The 21,955-nt window shown below is 63.3% G+C and carries 17 protein-coding genes, 1 tRNA gene, 4 pseudogenes and 1 riboswitch; of the genes and pseudogenes, 17 read left to right on the forward strand and 5 right to left on the reverse strand.

All coding sequences use genetic code 11. The features are described from left to right. Positions 1-12 precede the first annotated feature (12 nt). Positions 13-86: transfer RNA gene (locus CAI21_RS16385), tRNA-Gly, on the reverse strand. A 140-nt stretch (positions 87-226) separates the two neighbouring features. On the opposite strand from CAI21_RS16385, the gene thiS reads away from it, so the two are divergent. The 16 genes and pseudogenes from thiS (at position 227) to CAI21_RS16465 (ending at position 18,132) form a co-directional block, all read left to right on the forward strand. Next, the gene (gene thiS, locus CAI21_RS16390; protein ID WP_116303280.1) at positions 227-427 is read left to right on the forward strand and encodes a sulfur carrier protein ThiS; all 201 of its coding nucleotides are present in this window, start codon (positions 227-229) and stop codon (positions 425-427) included. Between the two features lie 54 nt (positions 428-481). Further along, positions 482-1,267, forward strand: coding sequence for a thiazole synthase (locus CAI21_RS16395; protein WP_116303281.1), 786 nt, complete (start codon positions 482-484; stop codon positions 1,265-1,267). A gap of 124 nt (positions 1,268-1,391) precedes the next feature. After that, positions 1,392-2,090, forward strand: a complete 699-nt coding sequence (gene trmB, locus CAI21_RS16400; protein ID WP_116303282.1) for a tRNA (guanosine(46)-N7)-methyltransferase TrmB — start codon at positions 1,392-1,394, stop codon at positions 2,088-2,090. Positions 2,091-2,100: 10 nt separating this feature from the next. Continuing rightward, positions 2,101-3,093 carry a FecCD family ABC transporter permease gene (locus CAI21_RS16405; RefSeq protein ID WP_116303283.1) on the forward strand — a complete coding sequence of 331 codons (993 nt, stop codon included), beginning with the start codon at positions 2,101-2,103 and terminating at the stop codon, positions 3,091-3,093. 5 nt (positions 3,094-3,098) lie between these two features. Further along, positions 3,099-3,853: pseudogene (locus tag CAI21_RS16410) on the forward strand (ABC transporter ATP-binding protein). A gap of 125 nt (positions 3,854-3,978) precedes the next feature. Beyond that, positions 3,979-4,199, forward strand: a riboswitch (cobalamin riboswitch). A gap of 138 nt (positions 4,200-4,337) precedes the next feature. Next, positions 4,338-6,125 carry a TonB-dependent receptor domain-containing protein gene (locus CAI21_RS16415; protein WP_116303284.1) on the forward strand — a complete coding sequence of 596 codons (1,788 nt, stop codon included), beginning with the start codon at positions 4,338-4,340 and terminating at the stop codon, positions 6,123-6,125. 86 nt (positions 6,126-6,211) lie between these two features. After that, positions 6,212-10,413: pseudogene (locus CAI21_RS16420) on the forward strand (cobaltochelatase subunit CobN). 6 nt (positions 10,414-10,419) lie between these two features. Then, positions 10,420-10,887: a MotA/TolQ/ExbB proton channel family protein gene (locus tag CAI21_RS16425; protein ID WP_116303285.1), complete on the forward strand. Its 468-nt coding sequence runs from the start codon at positions 10,420-10,422 to the stop codon at positions 10,885-10,887. Beyond that, positions 10,874-11,185: a DUF2149 domain-containing protein gene (locus tag CAI21_RS16430; RefSeq protein ID WP_116303286.1), complete on the forward strand. Its 312-nt coding sequence runs from the start codon at positions 10,874-10,876 to the stop codon at positions 11,183-11,185. The genes CAI21_RS16425 and CAI21_RS16430 overlap by 14 nt, the downstream gene beginning before the upstream one ends. Then, positions 11,175-11,771, forward strand: coding sequence for a cob(I)yrinic acid a,c-diamide adenosyltransferase (gene cobO, locus CAI21_RS16435; protein WP_116303287.1), 597 nt, complete (start codon positions 11,175-11,177; stop codon positions 11,769-11,771). The genes CAI21_RS16430 and cobO overlap by 11 nt, the downstream gene beginning before the upstream one ends. Beyond that, positions 11,768-13,048 (forward strand): annotated as a pseudogene (locus CAI21_RS16440) (cobyrinate a,c-diamide synthase); the annotation flags it as partial. The gene cobO and the pseudogene CAI21_RS16440, both read left to right, overlap by 4 nt. 4 nt (positions 13,049-13,052) lie before the next feature. After that, positions 13,053-13,856 (forward strand): cobalamin-binding protein, encoded by an 804-nt coding sequence (locus CAI21_RS24105; protein WP_220348582.1) that lies wholly within the window; start codon positions 13,053-13,055, stop codon positions 13,854-13,856. Beyond that, positions 13,853-14,770: an adenosylcobinamide-phosphate synthase CbiB gene (gene cbiB, locus CAI21_RS16450; RefSeq protein WP_181919482.1), complete on the forward strand. Its 918-nt coding sequence runs from the start codon at positions 13,853-13,855 to the stop codon at positions 14,768-14,770. The genes CAI21_RS24105 and cbiB overlap by 4 nt, the downstream gene beginning before the upstream one ends. Next, positions 14,763-15,749, forward strand: coding sequence for a threonine-phosphate decarboxylase CobD (gene cobD / locus CAI21_RS16455; RefSeq protein ID WP_116303290.1), 987 nt, complete (start codon positions 14,763-14,765; stop codon positions 15,747-15,749). The genes cbiB and cobD overlap by 8 nt, the downstream gene beginning before the upstream one ends. Before the next feature lie 15 nt (positions 15,750-15,764). Then, a pseudogene (locus CAI21_RS16460) lies at positions 15,765-16,675 on the forward strand (cobalamin-binding protein). Further along, a complete protein-coding gene (locus CAI21_RS16465) occupies positions 16,675-18,132 on the forward strand; it encodes a cobyric acid synthase (RefSeq protein ID WP_116303291.1) in 1,458 nt (485 codons plus the stop codon). The pseudogene CAI21_RS16460 and the gene CAI21_RS16465 overlap by 1 nt, the downstream one beginning before the upstream one ends. Here CAI21_RS16465 and CAI21_RS16470 read toward each other — a convergent pair. Genes CAI21_RS16470 through cobU form a run of 4 tightly spaced genes read right to left on the reverse strand, consistent with a single transcriptional unit; the run spans position 18,110 to position 21,031 of the window. Continuing rightward, complete coding sequence (locus tag CAI21_RS16470; protein ID WP_116303292.1) at positions 18,110-18,835, reverse strand: adenosylcobinamide-GDP ribazoletransferase; 726 nt, start codon at positions 18,833-18,835, stop codon at positions 18,110-18,112. The genes CAI21_RS16465 and CAI21_RS16470 overlap by 23 nt on opposite strands. Next, on the reverse strand, positions 18,835-19,458 hold the full coding sequence (locus CAI21_RS16475) for a histidine phosphatase family protein (protein ID WP_116303293.1): 624 nt from the start codon (positions 19,456-19,458) through the stop codon (positions 18,835-18,837). Before CAI21_RS16475 ends, CAI21_RS16470 begins: the two co-directional genes overlap by 1 nt. Positions 19,459-19,466: 8 nt before the next feature. Beyond that, positions 19,467-20,513 carry a nicotinate-nucleotide--dimethylbenzimidazole phosphoribosyltransferase gene (cobT, locus tag CAI21_RS16480; protein WP_116303294.1) on the reverse strand — a complete coding sequence of 349 codons (1,047 nt, stop codon included), beginning with the start codon at positions 20,511-20,513 and terminating at the stop codon, positions 19,467-19,469. After that, positions 20,510-21,031, reverse strand: coding sequence for a bifunctional adenosylcobinamide kinase/adenosylcobinamide-phosphate guanylyltransferase (gene cobU / locus CAI21_RS16485; protein WP_116303295.1), 522 nt, complete (start codon positions 21,029-21,031; stop codon positions 20,510-20,512). Before cobU ends, cobT begins: the two co-directional genes overlap by 4 nt. Before the next feature lie 548 nt (positions 21,032-21,579). On the opposite strand from cobU, the gene CAI21_RS24110 reads away from it, so the two are divergent. Then, positions 21,580-21,955 (forward strand): hypothetical protein (locus CAI21_RS24110; protein WP_220348584.1); only part of this gene is annotated, 376 nt, incomplete at its 3' end.

Here is a 21,955-nt window from a genome sequence, read left to right on the forward strand (position 1 = left end):
AAAGAAGAGAAGTGGAGCGGGTGATGGGAATCGAACCCACGTTCTCAGCTTGGGAAGCTGATGTTCTACCATTGAACTACACCCGCCTAGCACCCGCGCTGCTTGACCGTTCTCAAACAACCGCAAGGCATCCGCCGATATTATGAGCCATTGCAGCGCAAGCGCAAGTCCAAAAAACCGCTCCCTTTGGTGTAAAATGGCCGTTTTTCAGGTCAGGCGCAAGCGTATGGACATTATCCTGAATGGCGAAACCCACACCGTCCGCGACGGCATCAGCGCCGCCGAGCTGATTGACGAGCTTGGCCTTACCGGACGGCGATTGGCCCTGGAAGTCAACGAAGAGATCGTCCCCCGCAGCCGCCTGAAGGAGCACCCGCTGGCGCCGGGCGATCGGGTCGAGATCGTCCACGCCATCGGCGGCGGTTAAGCCTGCCGGCATAGTCTGCGCCGACTCACCACGCGACCCAAGCTGAGGAACCCCATGCCGAATGAAGATCTGCTGACGATTGGCCAACGCACCTACCGCTCCCGGCTCCTGGTGGGTACCGGCAAGTACAAAGACCTCGACGAAACCGGCGCCGCCATTGCCGAGAGCGGCGCGGAGATCGTCACGGTGGCTATCCGCCGCACCAACATCGGTCAAAGTCCGGACGAGCCGAACCTGCTCGATGTCGTCTCGCCCGAGCGCTACACCATTTTGCCGAACACGGCCGGCTGCTTTAACGCCAAAGACGCGATCCGCACCTGCCAACTAGCGCGCGAACTGCTTGACGGCCACAACCTGGTCAAGCTCGAAGTGCTGGGCGATCAAAAAACGCTCTATCCCGACATCCCGGCAACGCTAGAGGCCGCCGAAGCGCTGATCAAAGACGACTTCGAAGTCATGGTCTACACCAATGACGACCCGATCGTCGCCAAGCGGCTGGAAGCGATGGGCTGCGTGGCCGTCATGCCGTTAGCCGCACCAATCGGCTCCGGGCTCGGGGTTCAGAACAAATACAACATTCTCACCATCGTCGAGAATGCCGAGGTACCGATTTTGGTCGACGCCGGCGTAGGCACCGCCTCCGACGCCTCGGTGGCCATGGAGCTCGGCTGCGACGGCGTACTGATGAACACAGCCATCGCCGGCGCCAAGAACCCGGTACTGATGGCCTCGGCGATGCGCAAAGCCGTGGAAGCCGGCCGCGAAGCCTTCCTGGCCGGGCGGATTCCCCGTAAACGCTACGCCAGCGCCTCTTCCCCGCTAGACGGCACCTTTTTCTAAGCCACCGTTTAGGATACGCTTCGACGCATTCCCGAGCGCCCGGCCCGGCAGCGATCCACCTGCCGGGCCGGGCGCTCGTTGCGTGCTCCGCACGCCCCGCCCAAGGTACTTATTGAGATAAGAGATGACGGATAACCCGACCGACACACGCCGCATGCGGCCGATTCGCAGCTTCGTTCGCCGCGAAGGCCGTCTAACCGAAGGTCAACAGCGCGCGTTGGACGTACTCTACCCGCAGTTCGGCCTGGAACCGGACGGACAAGCCTTCGATTTCGACGCCATCTTCGGCCGCACGTCGAAAACCGTGCTCGAAATCGGTTTCGGCAACGGCGAATCTCTCGCCACCATGGCAAAGAACCAACCGGAGCTGGACTATCTCGGCATCGAGGTTCATCGGCCGGGAGTCGGGCACCTGCTCATGCGGCTGGAAGAAGAGCGGCTGGAAAACGTGCGCGTCATCTGCGGCGACGCTCAAGAAATCGTCAAACACCAGATTCCGGATGCCAGTTTATTCGGCGTGCAATTATTCTTCCCCGACCCCTGGCCGAAGAAACGTCACCACAAACGGCGGATTGTCCAGCCCGAGTGGGTCGCGCAAATGGCGCAGAAAATCGCCCCTGGCGGCTTCTTGCACCTCGCCACCGACTGGGAGAACTACGCCGAACATATGCTAGAAGTCGTCAGCGCCAATCCGGATTTCGCCAACCAAGCCGGTGCCGGCAACTTCGCGCCACGCCCTGCGCATCGTCCCATCACCAAATTCGAAACCCGCGGCCAACGGCTCGGGCACGGTGTATGGGACCTGCTGCTGACCCGGCGTTAGACTCCTTACCATGACCCTCGCCCGCGCGATCCTAAGCCTACTCGTCCTCGCCGTCCTCGGCGCGCTATCGTTATTGCTGTCGCTCGCCGTCGGCAGCATCTCGATACCGTTTGCCGAACTGCCGGGCATCCTCACCGGCAGCGGAACCGGGCTTTACGACGCCGTAGTGTGGGAACTCCGCTTACCGCGCGCGCTCACCGCCTTTGTCACCGGCGCGCTGCTCGCACTCGCAGGCGCGCTTATGCAAGTGCTGCTACGCAATCCGCTGGCGGACCCTTACGTGCTCGGCGTCTCCGGCGGCGCCGCCGTTGCCGCCTTAACCGCGATCATGCTCGGCTTAACCGGCATTTGGATCTCCGGCGGCGCCTTCTTTGGCGCTTTATTCTCCATGTTTCTTGTTTTCGGCCTGGCGCATGGTCAAGGCAGCTGGACGCCTGCTCGTCTCTTGTTAACCGGCGTTGTCGTAGCCGCCGGCTGGGGAGCCTTAATCAGCTTTTTGCTCGCCGTCAGCCCCGACCAAAGCTTGCGCGGCATGCTCTTCTGGCTAATGGGCGACCTCTCGGGCGCCACCGGCCCAGGCTGGAGTAGCCTTGTCCTGCTGATAGGCCTGACGATTGCGATGACGATCGCCCGCAGCCTCAACCTGCTGGCGCGCGGCGACCTTCAAGCCCAAGTCCTGGGCGTTGCCGTCGCCCGGTTGCGCCTGGTGCTGTTTTTCCTCGCCTCGTTACTAGCAGCCTCGGCCGTAACGCTGGCCGGCAGCGTCGGTTTTATCGGGCTTGTCGTCCCACACCTGTTACGGCTAGTGATCGGCGGCGACCACCGATTACTATTACCATCTGCTGTTTTACTCGGGGGAACGCTGCTAATGCTAGCGGACACCCTTGCACGAACGATAATTGCCCCCCAACAGCTACCTGTCGGGGTTCTTTCAGCTATGATCGGCGTCCCCGTATTCCTGTTCCTTCTCCACCGAGGGCCGCAGGCAAAGCAACAAACATGAACAACATGCTTAGTGTCCGTAATTTGACCGTCACCATCGGCGACCAAATCGTCTGCCGCGATTTATCGTTTACCGTCGAACAGGATCAGTCCTGGGGCGTATTGGGCGGCAACGGCGTCGGTAAAACAACCTTGTTGCACACGCTAGCCGGCCTTCGCGAGCCGGACGCGGGCACGATCTACGTCGTCGATCGCCCGTTAACCGAATGGCCGCGGCGGGACTTGGCGCAAACCGTCGGCGTACTTCCGCAGGACAGCACCGACCCTTTTCCCGCGACCGTACTGGAAACCGCCCTGATCGGCCGGCACCCGCACCTGAAAGCCTGGGAATGGGAAGACGGCGAGGATTTATTTACCGCCCGCGAAGCCTTGCGAGCGGTCGGGCTCCAAGCGATGGCCGACCGCCAAGTCGCAACGCTCTCCGGCGGCGAGCGCCGCCGCTTGGCGATTGCGACCTTGCTGACGCAAAACCGCGCCTGTTCCTGCTCGACGAACCGAACAACCACCTTGATCTCCGCCATCAAATCGAACTGCTGGACTTGCTCGTCACCCAAGGCCGGGAAGGCGCACTCATGATGACGCTGCACGACATCAACCTCGCCGCCCGCTTCTGCGACCATCTATTACTGTTATTCGGCAACGGCGAAGCCATGGTCGGCCCGGCCAACATCATGCTGCACGAAGAATACTTAAGCCGCCTCTACGAACACCCGATTCGGCGCATCAGCAACGGCCGCGGCGTGGCCTTCGTACCGGCCTAAACCTGCCGACGATGCAGGAATTGCCTCCCTGCATCGTCGGGCCTTCTACGTCGGCATCAATCGACCTATCGCCGCTTATATTTCTTCCTTGATCCGCGTACTTGACCTGAACTATCAGCTCCAGCTACTGTTGCCGCGCTTGAGGTTCCTGCAGGCCATCTCGGCCTGGGATTAAACGGGAAGCCGGTGCGTGTCGTCACACGCCACAATGCCGGCGCTGCCCCCGCAACGGTAGACGAGTTAAAAAGCTGCACAATGCCACTGTGCGCACGCATGGGAAGGCGCAGCTTTCGGGATACCCACCCCGCTCGTGAGCCCGGAGACCGGCCTGAAGCCGAGCACCGCTTAGCGGTGCTCCGTTCCGGTGTTGCGGAGGGCGACACGGACGGGCGCAGGCACCTCACACCCCTACTCCCGTTCCCCCACTCCGCGCACCACGTCACCACTTTGTTTTGCGCGGGTGAGCGCATGGGGGAACCGACACATGCAGAAGAATCGTTTGACGGCGGCCATGATCCTGGCCGGCGCCGTACCGTTTACAGCTTTTGCCGAACAGCAGCTTGAACCTGTCGTCGTAACGCCGGGCCGAACGGCTCAGACGATGGACGAGTCGTTAGCGGCAGTTTCCGTCATTACGCGCGAAGATATTGAGCGCATTCAACCCCCGACCCTCACCGAATTACTTCGGCTACAACCTGGTATCGATGTCGTACGCAGCGGCAGTTTCGGCACCAACACCAGCGTGTTTCTACGCGGCACGAACTCAAATCACACTCTGGTATTGATCGACGGTGTGCGCGCCAGCTCCGCCACAACGGGTCAGTTTGCCTGGGAAAGTGTGGACCCCGCTCAAATTGAACGAATCGAAATCGTCCGAGGTCCTCGTGCAGCTCTGTACGGTTCGGAAGCCATTGGCGGCGTTATTCAGATCTTTACCCGCGAACCGCAAGGCATTACGGCTCGTGCCGAATACGGTTCCTTTAACACGCGGAGAGTCGACGTCGGCTACGGCGGAGGGGACACCATCCGCTACCACATAAACGGTTCCTGGGTAGATACCGACGGCTTTCCGCCACAACGAAGCGACACAGAAGATCGCGGTTATACCAATCGTAGCGTAAATGGCGGGATCACGGCCCCGCTTTGGGGCGAAGCCACCGCCTCCCTCACCGGCTGGGTGTCTCAAGGCGATTTGGAATTTTCTAACGGCGAACAAGAAACCGAGAATCGAGCGATTAACTTCCGATTCGAAGATCAACTAATGACTAATTGGTTTCACAGCCTGCAAATCAGCTATGCGCTTGACGAGTTGACTACAGCCGGGGCACAGCGCAACAAAATAACCACCCACCGTCGTTCTATCGACTGGCAGAACAACTTCGCCCTAACCGACCGCCAAATGATCATCTCGGGCGTAAACTATTATAAAGACCATGGTAGAAACCGTAACCTCGCGGCGGGTGTGCTTGACTTTGACGAATCCGCTAGTAACTACGGGATCTTCGCAAGCTACTTAGGAAACTTTGACTTCGCCACCTTCGAAGTCAGCGCCCGTCATGACGACCACGAAGAATTCGGCGGCGAGACGACCGGCAGCACAGCTATCGGTATCCCTATTGCTCCAAACACCCAGCTAAGGCTTTCCTATGGCACAGCCTTCAAGGCACCGACGCTAAACAACCTGTATCACCCCGGCTTCGGTGGTTTTTGGGGCGGGAACCTTGATCTGGAACCGGAGCGCTCCCGTAGCATTGAAGCCGGCCTCGAACACCGTTACCTCGACCAACGTTTCTCAATATCTGTCTTCGATACCGAAGTGGACAATCTCATCCAATACGCCGGCGAAAACAGTCAGGCTATTAATGTAGATGAGGCGAGAATTCGAGGCTTCGAGTTCGAGTATGACCTGTATCGAGGCGACTGGACGTATCGCGCCAACCTAACCATGCAACGAGCGCGAGACCTCAGCGACGACAGCCGCCTAGCCCGGCGGCCGGACGAAAAACTAACCCTGATGGCGGGCTACAACTTCGACTTTGGCCTGAATCTGAATCTGGAGACCTTGTTGGTAGGTTCACGCGTAGATGATGAGGGAGATATTCCAGGCTATGGGCTAACCAATATCACCGCGCGCTACAACCTCGGCCGAGGCATCAGTGTTGAAGGCCGTATAGAAAACGTGTTCGACAAAGATTACGAGTTAGCTAGCAATTACAACACTCCCGGCCGCTCCTACTTCGCCGGCATTCGCTACCAACCAGGGACTAATTAATAATGACTACGCTGAGCAGACTGGTAAGCGTCTCGGCAAGCCGCGCTCTAATCGGCTTTAGCCTGTTGATCCTATTGCTGTGCTCGATGAACGCTACTGCCGCCACCCTGTTCGGCGTGGTATCGGAGCGTTCGGCACCGGAACTGGCGGCGGGCGCGGACCGCTTTCTTCAGGCCCACCCGGAGCATACGCTGATTCTGCGCACGCCCGAGCAACTGGAGAAACTCAGCGACAGCGAGCTGGCCGCGCTTTGGCAAGACGCCGACGCGGTCTTGCTCACCGCCGTGTTCGGCGACACGGCCGCCCGCTTGTCGCGTCTGCTCAGCGAACATCCTCCCGCCGGCGATACCCTCATCGCCGTCCACAGCGATCAAAACCTGATTCAACGCTCAACCCACCGGGGTCGAGCGTTGCTCTCTGCAATCGATCAGGACACCTTGCGCGATTTCAGTCGCAGCCCGGCCACCGAAGAAGAAACCGAGCGGCAACTGGCCGAGCAGCTTGCCGCCTACCCCGAGCAAGCCTTCTGGCTCACCGCGCGCGCCTACTGGGGCGGTCGCGGTAGCGAAAACCTCGCCAACCTCATCGCCTGGCTACTGCAAGACGCCGCGCCGGAGCTGGAGCCTATCGCCCCCGCACCGCAAACACCCGTCCGCTTCCTGCACCAGGGCACCCCTGTGGCGCTGGATGCCCTGCCGGCGGATGCGCGCTTCGTTGCCCTGCTCGATCACCACACCGGCGATCGCAGCGGCGACCGCGAGCTGCACGAGCAACTCTGCCAAGCGCTAGCGAACCACGACCTAAACTGCCTCAGCGTCCTCGCCCGCTGGGGCGAGCCCAGCGTCGCCGCACTGGCCGCGCTGCAAACCCTCGCCGATAGCGGTCAACTGGCCGCCGTCCTGTCGCTGCAAGACTTCGTCGTCGGCGGCGGCGACGGTCGCGAGGCAGCCACCGCTAACTTAGCGCGCCTCGACGTGCCCGTCCTTAAAGGTATTCGACTGGCCGACCGCACCGAAACGCAATGGCGCTTGTCCGAAGACGGCATGCCGTGGGACACCACCTACTACCAAGTCGCCATGCCGGAGCTACAGGGCATCTCCCAGCCCATGCTGTTAGCAGCCGTTACCGCAGCTCGTCGACACGCGGCGACCGGCCTCGATCTGCGCTTGAGCCGGCCCATCGCGGCGCAAATCGACGCCACTGCCGCCCGCCTGGCCCGCTGGGCGGCTTTGCAAGATAAAGACAACAGCGATAAAAGAGTCGCCATCGTCTACTACAACCACCCGCCCGGGCGGCACAACATCGGCGCCGACAACCTCGATGTCGCGGCCTCTTTGTGGGAACTACTGCACGCCTTACAGGCCGCCGGTTACCAAACCGGCGAATTGCCGGATTCGCCGGCCGCTTTGCTTGATCTCATTCAGCAACAAGGCGTGAACCTGCCGGAAGATCGCGGCCAGCTCGCCGAGATGGCGCCGCTCGTCGCCCAATTGAGCGCCGAGGACTACGAGCGCTGGTTTAACCAGCTGCCGCCCGCCGTTCGACAGGAAGTCGTCGCCGGCCCCTTAGGCTATCTCGACCAGCGGATGCGAGACGCCATCGCCCTCGGCGAACCGGAAATCGGCAAGGCTTTACTCGATCGCATTCATCACGACCTCGAACACATGCTCGAAGGCGTCGACCACCCCGCCCGCGAGCGCGCCATCCGCCTGCTCGATCAGCTCGACGCGCACTACGCCGACCTCCTGCGCGCCGAAACCGAGGACTGGGAGTACGCCGACCAACTCCGCCGCGCGCTTTTGGATATCGGCATCGAGGGGCTACGCGGCTGGGGCGAGGCTCCCGGCCGCGTCATGGTGCACGATAACGCCATGCTCTTCCCCGGCATTACCTTCGGCAATATCTTCATCGGCCCGCAACCGCCGCGCGGCTGGGAGATCGACGAGGAATTACTGCACGCCAATACCTCCATCGCCCCGCCGCATCAGTACCTCGGCTTTTATCACTGGCTGCGTGACAGCTTCCAGGCCGATGCCGTCATGCACCTGGGGCGTCACTCCACGGCGGAGTTTTTGCCGCGCAAACGGCTGGGGCTCGCAACGGACGACTTCCCGGCCGTGGTCGCCGGCGACTTACCGAACATCTACCCCTACATCGTCGACGGCGTCGGCGAAGGCATCCAGGCCAAGCGCCGCGGCCATGGCGTCATCATCAGCCACCTGACCCCGCCGCTGACCGCCACCCCTTTATACGACCGGCTGCTGGAACTGCGCCAACTGATCGAAAGCTACGAAGCCGCCAGCGGCCAACCGAACAGCCCGATCCGGGCCCGCGCCGTGGCCGAGATCTACGAGCAGATCGAGCAGCTGGAAATGAAGGAAGAACTGGAAGCCTTCATGGCCGAAGATCTTGCCATCCGCGGCCAAAGCCTGGACGAAATCGACAGCCACTTACTGGTGCACGAAGTCGGCCATTACCTCACCGAACTACAAGAACAGTTCATGCCGCACGGCTTGCACGTTCTCGGCCGGGATTGGGACGAAGCGCGTATTGAGCTGATGATCGACTCGCTCGGCCAGCCCGAGTACCGCGACAAACTGGCCGCCTCGCCGGCCGCCGAAATGGCCGCCGTGCTGGCCGGCCTGGAAGGCCGCTTCGTCGAACCTGGCATCGGCAACGACCCCATCCGCTCGCCGGAAGCGCTACCTACCGGCCGCAATTTCCATGCGCTGGACGGCAGCGTGCTGCCGACCCGCATCGGCTATCAGCTCGGCGTCGAACTGGGCGATAAGGCCCGCACCGACGGCAAAAGCCGCGACGGCCGCAGCGAGGCGGTCGTGCTGTGGGCGTCCGACACCGTCCGCGACGAAGGCGCCATGGTCGCCTTCGGCCTGGACCTGCTCGGCGTGCGGCCGGTGTGGAACGCGCGCGGCATCGTCCGCGGGCTAGAGCGGGTGGAGCTGGACGACGAGCGCGTGCGCCGCGATACCGTCTTCAGCACCTCCGGCCTGTTCCGCGATCTCTACCCGGACCTCCTGGTCTGGCTCGACCGCGCCGTGCTGCTTGCCCTCGACGGCGCCAGCGAAACCATTCGCGCCGAACACCCCGAACTGGCCCCGGCGCTGGACGCCGCCTTACAGCCCTTAGGCGAACACCGCGCCCCAGGCAATGAGCCTCTAAGCCGCAACCGCGTCGCCGCCAACTGGGTCGTGGACGCCCAAGCCCTGATCGCCGAGGGCAGCGACCCGGCCGCGCCGGCCGCCAAGCCGGCCTGCGCATCTTCGGCACCGCGCCCGGCGCCTATGGGGCCGGCATTAACCGCTTAGTCGAGCGTTCCGGCAGCTGGGAAGACCGCTCCGAAGTCGCCCGCGCCTACATGCAGCGGATGGGCCACGCCTACGGCATCGAACGCCATGGCGAAGCCGCGCACCACCGCTTCAAGGCCAACCTCACCCGCGTCGAAAACACCTACCTCGGCCGCGCCAGCAACCTATACGGCTTGCTCGACAACAACGACGCCTTCGACTTCCTCGGCGGCCTGAGCCTAGCAGTAGAGACGCTGACCGGCGAGGTACCGAACAACAACGTCATCCACCACGCCGACCCAAGAAACGCCCGCATGCAACCGCTGGTGACCGCCGCCATGCAGGAACTACGCGGCCGTTATCTCAACCCCGAATGGCTGCAAGCCCTGATGGCCCACGACTACGCCGGGGCCCGCAGCATGGGCAGCGACTTCATGGAATACCTCTGGGGCTGGCAGGTCACCAACCCGGACGTTGTCCGCAGCTGGGTCTGGGACGAGGTCAAACGCATTTACCTTGACGACGGCCACAACCTGGGCTTGGATGAGTTCCTCGCCCAAGGTCACAACGTGCACGTAAAGACCAACATGCAAGCCATCCTGCTGGTCGCCGCCCACAAGGAATTCTGGGACGCCGACGGCGAAACGCTGGCCGAGCTGGGCGCCGAATTCGCCGATTTGATCGCCGAACACGGCTTGCCCGGCAGCGGCCACACCCGGCCCGACCACCCGATGCTGGAATGGCTGAAGGAGCATCACCTGGACGAAGCCCGGGCCGCGAACCTCAGCGCCGTGCAGGAAGCCGCCCTCGGCCCGCCCACGGCGGCGGAAGCCGAGGCTGCCCCCACCCGCATCGCCGAGCTAGAGAAAGCCAGCGAGGCCAGCGAAAGCGATGGCGCCGGCACACCCCTGCTATGGTTATTGTTTGCCCTCTTGGCCGTCGTCATGCTCGGCGGGCTTATCAAGGGCTTACGCAGCAGGTAAGGGCTTATGTTCGACAGCGGCTTAATCGTTATCCTCAACCAGTTCGTCGGTTGGCTTTTGCAGCCGGTGCTGATCGCCTTGAGTGGCGTTGTGCTGCTCGCAGTGTGGGAAATCGGCCTGGCGGTCGGCGAGCGCGCGGTAGGGCTTAAACGCCTGCAGGCCGGGGCGGATAGCGCGGCGGTCGAGCGCATGGGCCGCCGCCGCATCGAACGCGCCGACCTGATTGCCCGGATCGGCCCGATGCTGGGGCTGATGGGCACCTTGATCCCGCTCGGGCCCGGCCTGGCGGCACTGGGTCGCGGCGAGCTGGAGGTACTAGCGCAAGCCCTGACGGTCGCCTTCGACACGACCGTGCTAGGCTTACTGGCCGGCATCGTCGGCTTCCTACTCGGCCGCTTACGCCGGCGCTGGTACGATCAAGTGCTCGACGCCCTGGAAACCGATACGGACGCCACCGCCCATGCCGCGGCGTAACCTGCTCGCCAGCCGTTTCGACCGCGAGGCCGAGGAACCGCTCGGCCCGCTGGCGAACCTTTTGGACATCATGCTGGTATTCGCCTGCGGGCTGATTGTCGCCTTGCTCGCCATGAGCCAGGACCTGCAAGAACATTTTCGCGAGGACAGCGGCCAGACCGTGGAAGCCGGGCGCGAACTGCCCGAGCTACCGGAAGGCCTTGGCGAGCAGGGGCAAGGCTACAAGCCGATGGGCCGGGTCTACCAAGACCCGCGCACCGGCAAACTGATACTCATCGGAGAAGACAATGACAACTGACGCCGACTACCAGCGCCAGGCAGCGCGCAAAAAACGCATCATCGACGCCCGCATCGAAAAAGCCCAGGAAGAACGCGGCGTGCTGGTGGTCAATACCGGCCACGGCAAAGGCAAATCCACCGCCGGCTTCGGCATGGTGGCCCGCGCGCTGGGGCACGACATGCGCATCGGTGTCGTCCAGTTCATCAAAGGCGCCTTCAGCACCGGCGAAGAGGCCTTCTTCCGCCGCTTTCCGGAAGTGGATTACCACGTCATGGGCGAAGGCTTTACCTGGGAGACGCAGAATCGCGAGCGCGACATCGCCGCCGCCGAGGCCGCCTGGGCGCAAGCGGCAAAAATGCTCGGCGATGCCCGCTACGATTTCGTCCTGCTCGATGAGCTGAACATCGTCCTAAACAAACAATACCTACCGGTAGCAACCGTACTGGAGACGCTACAGGCCCGCCCGCCGATGCAGCACGTCTGCATCACCGGCCGCCACGCACCGGAGGCGCTACTGGACTATGCCGACACCGTCACCTGGATGGAACTGCGCAAACACGCCTTCAAAGCCGGCGTAAAAGCCATGAAAGGCGTCGAACTATGACGCGGCACTGCCCCGCCGTTTTGGTCACCGCCCCCGCCTCCGGCCAGGGCAAGACCACCGTTACCGCCGCGCTGGCGCGCTACCACAGCCGCCAAGGCCGCCGCGTGCGCGTATTCAAAACCGGGCCGGACTTTCTCGACCCGATGATTCTCGCCCGCGCCTCCGGCCACCCGGTCTATCAGTTGGACTTGTACATGGGCGGCGTGGCGCATTGCCGACGCCTGCTCGCCGAAGCCGCCGAAGACGCCGACCTGATCCTGGTCGAGGGCGTTATGGGGCTGTTCGACGGCGACCCCTCCAGCGCCGATCTGGCCGAGGCCTTTCAAGTGCCGGTGATGCCGGTCATCGACGCCAGCGGCATGGCGCAAACCTTCGCCGCCCTCGCCCACGGGCTGGCCAACTACCGGCCCGGCTTGCCCTTCGCCGGCGTGGTCGCCAATCGTGTCGGCAGCGCCCGCCACGCCGAACTGCTGCACGAGGGCTTGGCCGAGGCCACCCCACTGATCGCCGCCCTGCCTCGGCGCGACGAAGTGGAGCTACCGGACCGCCACCTCGGCTTGGTGCAAGCGGAAGAAGTCGAAGACCTCGAACAACGCCTGGACGCCGCCGCCGACGCCCTCGCCGAAACCGGCCTCACCCAGCTACCGGCACCAGTGGCCTTCCAACCGGCCGCGGCGGCGAGCTTGCCGCGCTTGCTCGACGGCGTCCACATCGCCGTGGCCCGAGACGCCGCCTTCGCCTTCCTCTATCCGGCCAATCTCGCTCTGCTGGAACAGCTGGGCGCAAGGCTGAGCTTTTTCTCGCCACTGGCCGACGAGGCCCCGGTTGACGCCGACGCCGTGTATTTACCCGGCGGCTATCCCGAGTTACACCTGCAACGGCTGGCCGACAGTCAAACCACGGCGGCCGCCCTGCATGCCCATCATGCGGCCGGCAAGCCGATTCACGCCGAATGCGGCGGCATGCTCTATCTGCTCGACTCGCTCACCGATGCCAGCGGCCAGCAAGCCGCCATGCTGGGCCTATTATCCGGCGCAGCGGTGATGCGCAAACGGCTGACCGCGCTCGGCATGCAAGGCGTTGCCTTACCCGCCGGCGAGCTACGCGGGCATAGCTTCCACCACTCGGAGCTGAGCACGCCGCTTACCGCGGCTTATCGGGCAACGAACCCCAACGGCGGCCGCACCCAGGAGGCCGTGTACTGCCAAGGGCGGCTGACCGCCTCCTACATTCACTTTTACTTCCCCTCCAACCCGAAGGCCGTCGCGCAGTTATTTTGCCATGAAGCCGGTACTACCCGAACGCATTGTCTGCCTAACCGAAGAGACCACCGAAACGCTTTATCTGCTGGGCGAGGAGCACCGCATTGTCGGAATTTCGGGCTTTACCGTACGCCCCGCTCGGGCGCGCAAGGAAAAACCCAAGGTCAGTGCCTTCACCAGCGCCAAGATCGACAAGATTCTTGCCCTGGAGCCGGATCTGGTACTCGGGTTTTCCGATCTCCAGGCGGATATCGCCGCCGAGTTGATCCGCGCCGGGCTGCCGGTGCATGTGTTCAACCACCGCAGCGTGGCCGAGATTCTGGGCATGATCCGCACCGTCGGCGCCCTGGTTGGCGCCGAGGCCAAAGCGGATAGCTTGATCGCCGACTTAAGCGCCGGCGTGGAAGCCGTGCGCCAAGCCAATGCCGACCTGCCCAAGCCGCGCGTCTTGTTCGAGGAATGGGACGAGCCGCTGATTACCGGCATCGGCTGGGTATCGGAGCTGATCGGGATCGCCGGCGGCGAGGAATGCTTTCCGGAGCTGGCGGGCAAGTCTTTGGCCAAAGACCGCATCGTCGCCGACCGCGACGAAGTCATCCGCCGCCAGCCGGACATCATCATCGGCTCCTGGTGCGGTAAGCGCTTTCGCCCGGAGCAGGTCGCCGAACGGCCCGGCTGGCAGACGATCCCTGCGGTTGCCAACCACTGCCTTTACGAAATCAAATCCTGCGATATTCTCCAACCAGGACCTGCCGCGCTCACGGATGGCTTACGGCAACTCGCAATGCTTATTAGATCCTGGGCGGAGAAAAAACAAAAATGATCACGGTCGCCATCATTGTCCTTGCATTAATTCTCGACACCTGGCTGGGCGAGCCGCGCCGCGGCCACCCGTTGATAGCCTTCGGCCATGCCGCCAAATGGCTTGACGACCGCCTCAATCACGCCAGCCACAGCCCTTTACGACGCCGTTTGGCAGGCGCCTTAGCGGTCGCGTTGGTGGTCGTCGCCGCAGGCGTCGGCACCTGGCTGCTGACACGCTTACCGGGGCTTGGAGTCGCGGTGGAAGTCGTGCTGCTGTTTCTCTGCCTCGGCGGCAGTAGCCTCGCTCTGCACGCCCGCAAAGTCGCCCGCCCTTTGGCCGCCGGCCATCTCGTACCGGCCCGGCGACGGCTGGCGCATATCGTCAGCCGCGACACGGCCGAACTCGACGAACACGGGGTCGCCGGCGCAACGGTGGAATCCGTGCTGGAGAACGGCAACGACGCCATCTTTGCCACCTTGTTTTGGTTCGTCGTGGCCGGCGCGCCCGGCACCGTCATCCACCGCCTGGTGAACACGCTGGACGCCATGTGGGGCTACCGCACCCCCCGCTATCGCTATTTCGGCTGGGCGGCGGCACGGCTCGACGATGCACTCGGCTACATTCCGGCCCGGCTCACCGCACTCAGCTACGGCCTGGCCGGACGGCTGCGCGGCGCTTGGCAGTGCTGGCGCACGCAAGCCAAAAGCTGGGATAGCCCCAACGCCGGCCCGGTGATGGCCGCCGGCGCCGGTGCTCTGGGCATCCGTATCGGCGGTCCGAACGACTATCACGGCGAATTGCGCGAGCGGCCCTGGCTGGGCGAGGGCCGCGCCGCCAAAGCCTTCGACATCGAACGCGCACTGGCCTTGGTAAAACGGGCCGTCGGCGTTTGGTTACTGGTGCTGCTCGCGGGAGGGTGGTTGCTTGCTTGAACACGGCGGCCAAGTCAAAGCAGCGGCGGCACGCTATGGCATTGCCGAGGCCGACTGGTTGGATCTATCGACCGGCATCAACCCGCGCGGCTATCCGGTCCCGCCGCTAACCGCCGCTGTTTGGAACCGGCTGCCCGAAGCCGATGCCGAGTTGCAGGCAAGCGCCGCCGCCTATTACCAGACAACGGCACCACTCGCCGTGCCCGGCTCGCAAAGCGCGCTACAACTCCTGCCCAGACTACGAGCCAGCAGCCGGGTCGGCGTCCTCGCCCCGACCTATAACGAACACGCCGCCGCTTGGCATCGGGCCGGGCACACGGTCGTCGAACTACCCGATCTCGCGGCCGCCGACGCAGCACTCCCAACGCTGGATGTGCTCATCGCAGTCAACCCCAACAACCCGACCGGGCGCGTTATCCCACGGCAAACGCTCGAACGCTGGCATGCCGCCTTGGCCGCACGCGAGGGCTGGCTGCTCGTCGACGAGGCCTTTGCCGACGCCGACCCACGCGAGAGCCTGACCCCTGCCTGTCCGAGCCGGGGCCTTATCGTGCTGCGCTCGCTGGGAAAATTCTTCGGCTTGGCCGGCCTGCGGGTCGGCTTCGTTCTCGCCGAGGCGTCGTTGCGGCAACAGCTGGCCGCCGAACTCGGCCCCTGGTCCGTCAGCGGCCCGGCCCAACGCGTTGCCCAAGTCGCGCTGGACGACCGCCACTGGCAACAACGCACCCGCGACCGCTTATTGCGCGACAGCCAGCGCTTACAGCGCATGTTGAGCGCGAGCGGCTTATCGCCGAGCGGCGGCAGCGCGCTGTTTCAATGGGTCGAGCACCCAGCGGCCGAGCGAATATTCGAGCGCTGCGCCGAACAAGGCATTTTGCTGCGCCGGTTCCGCGAACCGGCGTCGTTACGCATCGGCCTGCCCGGCTCGCCGAGCGACTGGCAGCGCCTAGACAAAGCATTACGCAAAATCGACCACTAACACGAGGTGACAAGGATGCAACCGCTCTCCCTGCCCCGAAGTCTGCGCCACGGCTGCTGCGCCCTGCTTTTGCTGGCCCTTACCGGCCCCGCGTCGGCCGAGGAGCGCAGTATCGTCGACGATATGGGCCACACCGTGCGCTTATCCGCCCCCGCCGAGCGCATCGTCTCCCTGGCCCCCCACGCCTCCGAGATGCTGTTCGCCGCCGGCGCCGGCGACGCCATTGTCGGCGCCGTGGAATACACCGACTACCCGCCGCAAGCCGTAGAAATCCCACGCGTGGCGGCTACAAGTCCATCGACTACGAGCGCATTCTCGCGCTACGGCCGGATCTAGTCGTTGCCTGGCACAGCGGCAACGGCACCCGCACCGTACAACGCTTGCAAGACTTAGGGCTTACGGTTTACCAAACCGAGCCGCACGACCTCGACGATATTGCGGACGCCATCGAGCGCCTGGGCGTTTTAGCCGGCACCGAAGCGATTGCGAACGCAGCCGCCGAGGAGTTCCGGACCACCAAGGCCGACCTGACCGAACGCTATAGCGAGCGCCCCAAAGTCGGCACCTTCTATCAGATCTGGAACAAGCCATTGATGACGATCAACGGCGAGCACCTGATCAGCGAAGTCATCGAGCTGTGCGGCGGCTACAACGTCTTCGCCGACCTCGGCCCGCTTGCAGCCAGCATCGATACGGAAGCGGTACTACAAACGCAGCCGGAGGTTATCATCGCCAGCGGCATGGGCGAGGAACGCCCCGAGTGGCTGGAGGACTGGCGACGGTGGCAACACCTGGACGCCGTTAAGGCCGATAACCTGTTCTTCATCCCGCCCAGCATTATCCAACGCCACAGCCCCCGCATTCTGCAAGGTGCGGCCATGATGTGCGAGCACCTGGAAACCGCACGCGAGCGGCGGGAATCCTAATGGCAACGCTCATGATCCAAGGCACCCACTCGGATGCCGGCAAAAGCGCCATCGTCACCGGGCTATGCCGGGCGCTGTACCGGCGCGGCCTGCGAGTGGCGCCATTCAAGCCACAGAACATGGCGCTCAACAGCGCAGTGACGATCGACGGCGGCGAAATCGGCCGCTCGCAGGCGGTGCAAGCGCAAGCAGCGGGCCTTGAGCCGCATACCGACATGAATCCGGTGCTGCTCAAGCCCAATACCGACCTCGGCGCGCAAGTCATCATCAACGGCCGCGCCGTCGGCAACATGGACGCCAAGCGTTACCACGCTTATAAGCAAGAAGCGCGCGCCGCCGTGCTGGCCGCTCACGACCGGCTCGCCCGTGCGTACGATGCCGTCATCGTCGAAGGCGCCGGCAGCCCGGCCGAGATCAACCTGCGCGAAAACGACATCGCCAACATGGGCTTTGCCGAAGCCGTCGATTGCCCGGTCATTCTGGTCGGCGACATCGACCGCGGCGGCGTCTTCGCCAGCCTCACCGGTACCCTGGCGCTGCTCAGCGACACTGAGCAAGCGCGCATTCGCGGCTTTATCATCAACCGTTTTCGCGGCGACATCGCCCTGCTTGAACCCGGCCTGGAATGGCTGCGGGACTACGCCCAGCGCGAGGTATACGGCGTTTTACCCTACCTACAAGGCTTGCACCTGGAAGCGGAAGACAGCTTAAGCCGCGCGCCGGCCGATTACAGCGGCGATTTGCGGGTGGTTGTGCCGGTATTCCCGCGCATCAGCAACCACACCGACTTCGACCCGCTGCGCCTGCACCCGCAGGTCAGCCTGATTTACGTCGGCCCGGATCAAGAAATCCCGCCGGCCGATCTCGTCGTGCTGCCCGGCAGCAAGAGCGTGCGCAACGATCTTGACTGGCTCCGTCAACACGGCTGGGAATCGTACCTGCAGCGGCATTTACGCTACGGCGGGCGAGTATTGGGGATTTGCGGCGGTTATCAAATGTTGGGGCGGGCAATTCACGACCCGCACGGCATCGAAAGCGCCCCAGGCAGCAGCGAAGGGCTAGGGCTTTTAGATATCGAAACGCGCTTGGCCGGCGATAAACAGCTACGCCGCGTCAGCGGCCGTCTCCAGCTCGCCGATGCCGAGGTGCATGGCTACGAGATCCACAGCGGCGTTACCCACGGCCCTGGCCTGCAACACCCCGCAGCGCAACTGGAAACCGGCCCGGACGGCGCCATCAATGCCGACCATAGCGTCATCGGCACCTACTTACACGGCATCTTCGACGCCCGCCCCGCGCAAAGGGCCTTACTGACCTGGGCGGGACTTCAAGCGCCGGCCGCAATCGACTATGAAGCTCTACGAGAAGGCGGCATCGATCGACTGGCCGATGCCATGGAGGAGCATTTAGACATGGACGCGATCGCCGCGCTGCTTAAATCAACAAAGCGGCGGTAAGCAGCACGATCATCTCCACCAGCTCGATGGTCGCACCTGCCGTATCGCCCGTGGTGCCGCCGATACGGCGCAGCATCAGCCAACGCAGCAACAGGCAGCCCACAACCGCCGCTACCACCATCGGCCAGGATGCAAACAACAGCAACACCAGCGCCAGTACGGCGAGCATCGCCATCAACTCAAGCCGCGGCATATGCTCGGCCAAGGCGCTACCCAAGCCGCCGGGGCGCACGTAAGGCGTGGTTAAAAACAACAGCGGCACCGCCGCCCGCCCCAAGACCGGCGCGATCAGCAAGGCTTCCCACAACTGCCACTCGACCAACACCACCAAGGCGGCCCACTTAATCAACAGAGTGAGTATCAGAAACACCACCCCGCTCGGGCCGCAGGCCGGGTCCTTCATGATCGCCAAAGTCCGCTCGCGGTCGCCCAACCCACCGGCCCAGGCGTCGGCGCTATCCGCCAACCCGTCCAGATGCAAACCGCCCGTCATCAGCACCCAGACCGCCAACAAAATCGCGGCCACCAACAAGGGCTCCCGACCGCCCAAGAGGAAAAAGACACCGACCAGCACGCCGCCCAGCAACAAGCCGACGAGCGGATAGAACAACTGCGAGCGGCCGATATCCCGCTCGTGCGGCACGCCGCGAAACGGAATTGGAATGCGAGTCAAAAAGACTAAGGCGATCAGCAATGCGCGCATTAAGGCCCTCCGGCGTGAAACATCAGGCTTGGCGACGGACGACCATTAATATCGGCCTGCACCCGCACCCGCGAGAGGGCCGCATTCGGCACTTCCAGCCGCAACACGGCAGCCAAGGGCATCTCCAGCACCAAGCTCAGTAACACGCGGATGACTCCACCATGAGCGACCACCAGCAGGTGCCGCCCTTCCGCTTCCTGCATTAGATCGGCCCAGACAGCCGCAATGCGGTCCCGAAACTCAGGCAACGGCTCGCCGTTAGGGGGTGGATTAGCAATCGGGTCGGCCCAGTAACGGCTAAGCTCCGCCTCGGCTTCCCGATATAAGCGCTCCACCGCCTGCCCTTCCCAATCGCCGAAGCTGATCTCCCGCAACCGCTCGTCCAAGCGCAGGGGCAAGCCGCGCCGCGCCGCCAACTGCTCGGCGAAGGCAGCACACCGCGTCAACGGCGAGCTGACAATGCCGTCCCAACCTTCGACGCCGTCGACAGCCGCCCACATCTGCTCCCAACCCAAAGGGGATAACGGGTCATCCAAACGCCCGCGAAAGCGGCTCCCGCCCTCCGGCTGCCCATGCCGCAGGAAATCCACATAGCCGGGGCCGCCGCTACCAATCCAGTGCATATAAACCCTTAGTCGTTACGTTCCGCCACGCCGGCCTCGGCGAAAGTCGCCATCTCGTTGTGCAACGCGCACGCCAGCCGCAACACCGGCACCGCCGTCGCCGCCCCACTCGCCTCGCCCAAGCGCATCTCAAGCCCCAACACCGGCTCGGCCTCCAAGGCCTTTAACAAAGCCCGATGCCCCGGCTCCGCCGATTGATGCGCAAACAGCAACCACGGTCTTACCGCCGGATTCGCGCGCACCGCGACTAGGGCCGCCGCCGTGGTAATAAAGCCATCCACCAACACCGGCAGCCGCCGCTGCGCGGCATGCACAAACGCGCCCACTAAGGCCGCAATCTCAAAACCGCCCAGGTGTTGCAAGACGGCAAGCGGTGTACCCAGCGCCGCCTCATGCAGCGCCAAAGCCCGCTCGATCACCGCCGCCTTATGCGCCACACCGGCTTGATCCAAACCGGTGCCGGGGCCGGTGATCTCGCTGGGTGCGGCATTAAGAAGCGCACAGGCAAGCGCCGTCGCCGCCGTGGTATTGGCAATCCCCATCTCGCCGCCAATAAACAGCGCCACCCCTTCCGCCCGCGCCACCGCGTCGCGACCGGCGGCCAAAGCCGTCGCCAATTGCGCGGCCGTCATTGCCGGTTGCTTACAAAAATTCGCCGTCCCGGCGCCGGCCGCCTGCCGGATCACCCCGTCAATGGGCGCCTCGGCCAGCGTACCGCAATCCACCACCTCGAGCTTGGCGTTAAGCTGCCGGGCCAGCACGCTAATGGCCGCGCCGCCACTGGCGAAGTTCTGCAACATCTGGATCGTGACCGCCTGCGGAAAGGCCGACACACCTTCCTCGGCAACGCCGTGATCACCGGCAAACAAACTAATCTGCACCCGCTCCACCGTCGGCCGTTCCACACCCTGCAAACCTGCCAACTGCACCGCCAGACTCTCCAGCCGTCCGAGCGAGCCAGGCGGCTTCGTCAACTGGCCTTGGCGCGCCAAAGCCGCCGCTTGCGCTTCTTCATCCACCGCTGCGGCCGGTGCCTGCACCCAATCCAGACTCATAAAGGCTCCCCTTTCAACACCTGCGGCAAACCCGCCACCGTAAACACCACCCGCTCGCACACCGCCGCCAGCGCCTGATGCAAGGCCCCGGCTTCATCGACGAACCGCCGACTCAAAGCCCCCATCGGAACCACACCGAGGCCGACTTCATTGCTCACGAAAATAACCCGCCCTGGCAGCTGCGGTAGCGCATCCAACAAAGCGGCCCGCTCTGCGGCAAACCGCGCCTCATCCTCAAGACACAGCAGGTTGCTCAGCCACAGCGTCAAGCAATCGACCAACACGCACCGCTCCGACGCCGCCTGCTCCAGCAAGCACGCGGCCAAAGCCAGCGGCTCCTCGACCAGCCCCCAATGCGCCGGCCGCCGCGCCTTATGCGCCGCCAACCGCGCGCGCATCTCAGCGTCGTGCGCCTGTGCCGTCGCGACATACGTCACCGCCAGCCCGCTCTCGGCGGCCAACTGCTCCGCCACCCGACTCTTGCCCGACTTTGCACCGCCGAGAATTAGCTCTCGCACTTGTGTTCTCCGTTCGCGTCCTTGGGGTGAGGGTACGGCCGTTGCCCAAGGAGCGGTTTGTCTGCGTCTGACCCGGTTTGCCTGAGGGGTCAGGGGGATCTATTAGGGTTTTCTTAAGGTATTCAGGACACCACTTTAACGGATAACGAGGGTAACAGAGACGGAATGGGAATGGTGGGTTTGGGTGACGGTGCGGCGATAAGTGGGCGCGCATCGTTGGGACAGAAGTTGGGCTAGTGGCAAGACTCAGCGTTTTGGTGGACGTTGTGGGAAATGCCCTCGGCGGCGCGACTGCGGCCTTCTTACCACCCCCGGTGCTTCCGGTCGATTGAAGCTGTCTTTTCGCACGGTATCAATGTGCGCGCGGAGCATCGCTGTCAACCGAATGCAGGATGCTGAGCGAGTGAATCAGCTAAGACGTTGTTAATTCGAAACATTGGCAGCGTTTGATGGTGGCGAAAGCGCGGAATCGTGAAGCGCGCCGCGTTTGGGTAATCATGGAGCGCGCTGTTTAGTTACTGTTGGGCAGGCAACGCGAAGGAGGCTTTATGACTTTGCTCATGTTGTGGACGAACAAAGCAGCGGATGCTACCGCCATAAACATTGCTTCCGATAGTAGGCTTTCCTTCGGCTCTATTATTTGGGACCACGCGACAAAGCTACACCGAATCCACCCCACCCAAATGTGGCTTGGGTATTGCGGCGATTCATTTACGGGCCTCAGCGCCATTGCTTGTGCTACAGCTGTCATTTCCAGTTCCAAGCACTTGAGCAAGAGCTCCGGTAGCGATAAGCCCACGATCACGGCTCGCGTAGCTGCAATTCGTACTCATCTTGCTGGAGCGCTAGAATATCTTCCTAGAGATTGGCGTCCGACTGCTACCACGCTCCTCTTCGCAGATTACGATCAACGGAAGGGCCGGT

The sequence above is a fragment of the Alkalilimnicola ehrlichii genome, assembly GCF_003399765.1.
Classification (GTDB): Bacteria; Pseudomonadota; Gammaproteobacteria; order Nitrococcales; family AK92; genus AK92.

Bases quoted from the DNA above. Each gene is read 5' to 3' on its own strand.
- thiS (WP_116303280.1), top strand. From the start codon at position 227: ATGGACATTATCCTGAATGGCGAAACCCACACCGTCCGCGACGGCATC.
- CAI21_RS16395 (WP_116303281.1), top strand. From the start codon at position 482: ATGCCGAATGAAGATCTGCTGACGATTGGCCAACGCACCTACCGCTCC.
- trmB (WP_116303282.1), top strand. From the start codon at position 1,392: ATGACGGATAACCCGACCGACACACGCCGCATGCGGCCGATTCGCAGC.
- CAI21_RS16405 (WP_116303283.1), top strand. From the start codon at position 2,101: ATGACCCTCGCCCGCGCGATCCTAAGCCTACTCGTCCTCGCCGTCCTC.
- CAI21_RS16415 (WP_116303284.1), top strand. From the start codon at position 4,338: ATGCAGAAGAATCGTTTGACGGCGGCCATGATCCTGGCCGGCGCCGTA.
- CAI21_RS16425 (WP_116303285.1), top strand. From the start codon at position 10,420: ATGTTCGACAGCGGCTTAATCGTTATCCTCAACCAGTTCGTCGGTTGG.
- CAI21_RS16430 (WP_116303286.1), top strand. From the start codon at position 10,874: ATGCCGCGGCGTAACCTGCTCGCCAGCCGTTTCGACCGCGAGGCCGAG.
- cobO (WP_116303287.1), top strand. From the start codon at position 11,175: ATGACAACTGACGCCGACTACCAGCGCCAGGCAGCGCGCAAAAAACGC.
- CAI21_RS24105 (WP_220348582.1), top strand. From the start codon at position 13,053: ATGAAGCCGGTACTACCCGAACGCATTGTCTGCCTAACCGAAGAGACC.
- cbiB (WP_181919482.1), top strand. From the start codon at position 13,853: ATGATCACGGTCGCCATCATTGTCCTTGCATTAATTCTCGACACCTGG.
- CAI21_RS16465 (WP_116303291.1), top strand. From the start codon at position 16,675: ATGGCAACGCTCATGATCCAAGGCACCCACTCGGATGCCGGCAAAAGC.
- CAI21_RS16470 (WP_116303292.1), bottom strand. From the start codon at position 18,835: ATGCGCGCATTGCTGATCGCCTTAGTCTTTTTGACTCGCATTCCAATT.
- CAI21_RS16475 (WP_116303293.1), bottom strand. From the start codon at position 19,458: ATGCACTGGATTGGTAGCGGCGGCCCCGGCTATGTGGATTTCCTGCGG.
- cobT (WP_116303294.1), bottom strand. From the start codon at position 20,513: ATGAGTCTGGATTGGGTGCAGGCACCGGCCGCAGCGGTGGATGAAGAA.